We start from the raw sequence: 4089 nt of genomic DNA, 5'->3' as shown, positions 1-4089 counted from the left end.
GGTCTATCCCACGCGCGGCCCCGCCGCCCGACGAGCCGCCGCGGGCGCTGGGACTGCGCGCCCGGAGGTGACAAGGTGTGACGACGCGGCGGGCCGGCCCGCGGCGCCGCCACGGCCGGGAGGGGGAGGGGACGCTGAAGCGCCTGGTGCAGCGCTGGCACCGCCTCATGCTGCGCACCACCCTGCAGCGGCGGGTCTCCGTCATGGCCGGCGTCGTCCTGCTCGTGGCGCTGGTGCTCACCGTCGTGCTGGCCCAGAACGTGCGGCACACCTTCGGCGAGGACCGCCGCGCCGACCAGGAGCAGTGGGTGCAGGTCTCCACCGCGATGGACCGCTACCAGCAGACGCTCGTGCAGCTGCAGTCGGTGCACCACCAGTACGTCCTGTCCGCGGACCCCACCCAGACCCCCATCCTGGCCGCCCAGCGCGAGCGCCTCCTCGGCCAGCTCGACGACCAGGAGGACGCCCTGCGCGGGGCCGTGGCCCGGCTGCACGACGACGACACCGACACCGAGACCCAGGCCGAGCGCCGCCTCGACGAGATCGTCACCGACGTCGACGGCTGGCAGAGCGTCCTCGTCGAGCAGGCCCGCGTGAAGCGCACCGGCGACCCGGAGGGCCTGCGCAGGGTCCTGGCCAACGCGCCCGCCGCCCAGCAGTTCTCCGCCACCTACGCCGACATCGTCGCCTTCACCGACGTCCTGGACACCCGGCGCGACCAGGACGTCGCCCAGGCCGAGGAGGACCTCGGGCGGCTGCAGGCCGTGCAGACCGGCGTCGCGGCCGTCGCCCTGCTCATGGTGCCCGCGATCCTGCACTTCGTGCGCCGCTGGGTGCTGCGCCCCCTGGACCGCCTCTCCGAGCAGATGCTGCGCGTGGGCGGCGGCGACCTGCAGACCCCCGTGGGCCTGCCCGGCCCGCCCGAGCTGGCCGCCGTGGCGCGCTCGGCCGAGACGATGCGCCGGCGCATCCTCGACGAGCTCGCCGACGCCGTCTCCGCCCGCGAGGCCCTGGCCCAGGGCCAGCCCCTCGTCGCCGAGGTGCGCGACCAGCTCGCCGCCCACGAGCTGCCCGCCCTGCGCGGCTGGACGGCCGCCGCCGCGCTGCGGCCCGCCGAGGGCCTGCTCGCCGGCGACTGGTACGACGTGCTGCCCCTGGCCGACGGCCGCTACGCCGTCGTCGTCGCCGACGTCTCCGGGCACGGCGCGCGCGCCGGCATCGTCGCCATCCAGCTCAAGCGCCTGCTGGAGGCCGCCCTGCACCTGGCGCCCGAACCGGACCTGGCCCTGTCGCTGGCCGCGCGGGTCTTCACCGACGAGGCCGAGCGCTTCGCCAGCTGCGTCGTCGTCGTGGTCGACCCCGACTCCGGGGTGGTGCGCTACGCCAACGCCGGCCACCCCGCCCCGTTCGTGGTGCGCGCCGACGACGGGGCGGTGCGCCTGGTCGGCCAGCTGGAGGCCACCGGCCCCCTGCTGTCCTGGCTGCACCTGGACACGCCCGGCGCCTGGAGCAGCGGCACCACCTCGCTGGCGCCCGGCTCGATGCTCGTCGTCTACACCGACGGGCTCACCGAGGCCCGCCCCGTCGGCAGCACCGACGAGCTGGGCGTGGAGGGCGTGCTCGCCGCGCTCTCGCGCCTGCCGGAGCTGACCCCGCAGACCCTCGTGGACGAGGCCCTCGACGTCGCCCGCCGCTTCAGCGGCGGGCGGGCCCGCGACGACGTCACCCTCGTCGTGCTCGCCCGCGGCGCGCGCGGACCGTGCGGGGCCGCTCGGGCGCGCGCCTACTGTGGAGGGCGTGAACGACGCAGCGCCCCGCACCGCCGACGCGACCCGACGGCGGTGGTGGGCCGAGGCGGAGGCGCTCGGCGGGACCTCGGCGCTCCTGGACCACCCCGACGCCCCCGACGCCGTGCTGGACCTGACCACCGCGCACCCCTCCGGCCTGGCGCAGCTGCTGGCCGGCGGGCCCGCCCCGCTGTCCAGCCTGGTGCGCGAGTCCGGCGCCTTCGCCGACGCCCGCCGCCGCGCGCGCGCCGTGCACCGCCGCGCCGCCGAGCTGCTCGCCCAGCGCGGCACCCGCGCCCCCGCCGTGGCCGTGGGCACCGCCACCTGGACGCCCCCCGCCGGCCCCGCGCGCCGCACGCCGCTGCTGCTGCGGCGCTGCTCGCTGACGCCCGCCGGGGAGTCCCTGGACGACTTCGTGGTGCGCCTGGACGCCGGCGTGCTGGTCAACCCGGTGCTCGTGCGCGCCGCCCGCGCCGAGCTGGGCGTGGAGCTCGACGCCGCCCGCGTCGCGCACGCCGTGGGCCGCCACCGCGGCTTCGACCCCGACCCGGCCCTGGAGGAGGTGCGCCGCCAGCTGGCCGGTGCGCCCGGGCTGCGGGTGGAGCGCCGCCTGCTGCTGGGCACCTTCGCCGACCCCGGCTCGGACCTGCTGGCGCACCTGCGCGACCACGGCGCCGACGTGCGCGGGCACCGCGTCGTGCGCGCCCTGGCCGAGCAGGTGGCGGTGCGCCCCGCCGCGCCCCTGGAGGGGCGCCCCGCCGAGCGCGCCGCCCGCACCGGCCTGGAGCTGGACCCCGCCCAGCGGCGCGCCGTCGAGCACGTCCTGGCCGGCGGCGACCTGCGCCTGGAGGCCCCCGCCGGCACCGGCGCCACCCAGGTCGTCGCGGCCCTGGTCTCCGCCGGCGCCGCCGCCGGGCGCACCACCCTGGTCGTGGCCGACTCCGCCGCCGAGCGCCGCGCCCTGGAGGAGCGGCTGCGCGCGGCCGGCCAGGGGCGGCTGCTGCTGCACCTGGTCGCCGACCTCGACCCCGCCGCCGTCCTGGCCGACGTGCGCGAGCAGGTGCGCACCGCGCGCGAGGAGGCGCACGCCCGCTCCGCGCGCGCGGACGCCGGCGGCACCGGCGCGCGCCCGGACCCCTCCGCCGGCGCGGCCGCGCTGGAGGAGCACGCCCGCGCCCTGCACCGCCCGCGCGCGCCGTGGGGCGTCAGCGCCCACGACGCGCTGGAGGCGCTGGCCGGGCTGGCCGAGCGCCCCGTGCCCGCCACCACCACGCGCCGCCTGCGCGGGGAGGCGCTGACGGCGTGCCGCCGCCAGGACCTGCCGGTGTGGGCCGGGCGGGTGCGCCGGGCCGTGGAGCTGGGCGCCTTCGACGTCACCGGCTCCACGACCCCGTGGGCCGGTGCGCAGCTGCGCAGCCGCGGGGCGGCCGAGGAGGCCCTGGCCCGCGTGCGCCGCGTCGCGGAGGAGACCCTGCCGACGGCCCGCGCCCTCATGGCCACCGTGTGCGACGCCGTGGGGCTGCGCGGGGCGGCGTCGGTGGCCGAGGCCACCGAGCGGGTGGAGCTGCTGGAGGGCGTGCGCACCACCGTCGCCCGCTTCGGCCCCGACGTGTTCGCCGGTTCCCTGGGCGACGTGGCCGCGGCCACCGCCACGGCGGCGTGGCGCCGCGAGAACGGCGTGCGCATGGGCGTGCTGGCCCGCTGGCGGTTGCGGCGCCAGGCCCGCGCGATGGTGGCGCCCTCGGCGGCGCCGGAGGGCGCCGCCGAGCTGCACGAGTGGCTGCAGCGCGCCCGCGCCCAGCGCCTGGCGTGGCAGCGCGTCTCGGTGCGCGAGGCCGCGCCGCGCGTGCCCGAGGGCCTGGAGGAGCTGCGCGCCGCGGTGGCGGCGCTGCGCACCGACCTGGTGGACCTGCAGCGGGTGCTGCCGGCGCGGCTGGTCGAGGAGCTCGCCGAGCCCGCCCGCGGCGCCTCGCTGCTGGAGGTGCCGCTGCCGGAGCTGACGGGGCTGCTGCGCTCGCTGGCCGCCGGCGGCGCCGCCCTGGACGACCTGCCCGAGCGCACGGTGCTGCTCGACGAGCTCGCCGCCGCCGGCTGGCAGCCGCTGCTGGACGACCTGGGCGCGCGCTGGGACGGTCCGGGCAGCCTGGACCTGGCCGCGGAGGTGGAGCGCGCGTGGTGGTCGGGCGTGCTGGAGGCCCTCTCGCTGGCCGACCCGCTGGTCGGCGCCCCCGACGCGGCGGTGCTGCGCAGCGCCCGCGCCGAGCTGCAGCTGGCCGAGGCGGCCGCGCGCGCCCACGACGCC

The 4089-nt window shown here is 79.7% G+C and carries 2 pseudogenes; both read left to right on the top strand.

Annotated elements, in window-relative coordinates:
* Positions 1-167 precede the first annotated feature (167 nt).
* A pseudogene (locus GTR00_RS26430) lies at positions 168-1682 on the top strand (PP2C family protein-serine/threonine phosphatase); the annotation flags it as partial.
* A 115-nt stretch (positions 1683-1797) separates the two neighbouring features.
* A pseudogene (locus GTR00_RS15950) lies at positions 1798-4089 on the top strand (hypothetical protein); the annotation flags it as partial.

The sequence above is a fragment of the Kineococcus indalonis genome, from assembly GCF_009906395.1.
Lineage (GTDB): Bacteria > Actinomycetota > Actinomycetes > Actinomycetales > Kineococcaceae > Kineococcus > Kineococcus indalonis.
The sequence above is the reverse complement of the archived record's forward strand: the minus strand, read 5'-3'. Positions and strand labels throughout refer to the sequence as shown.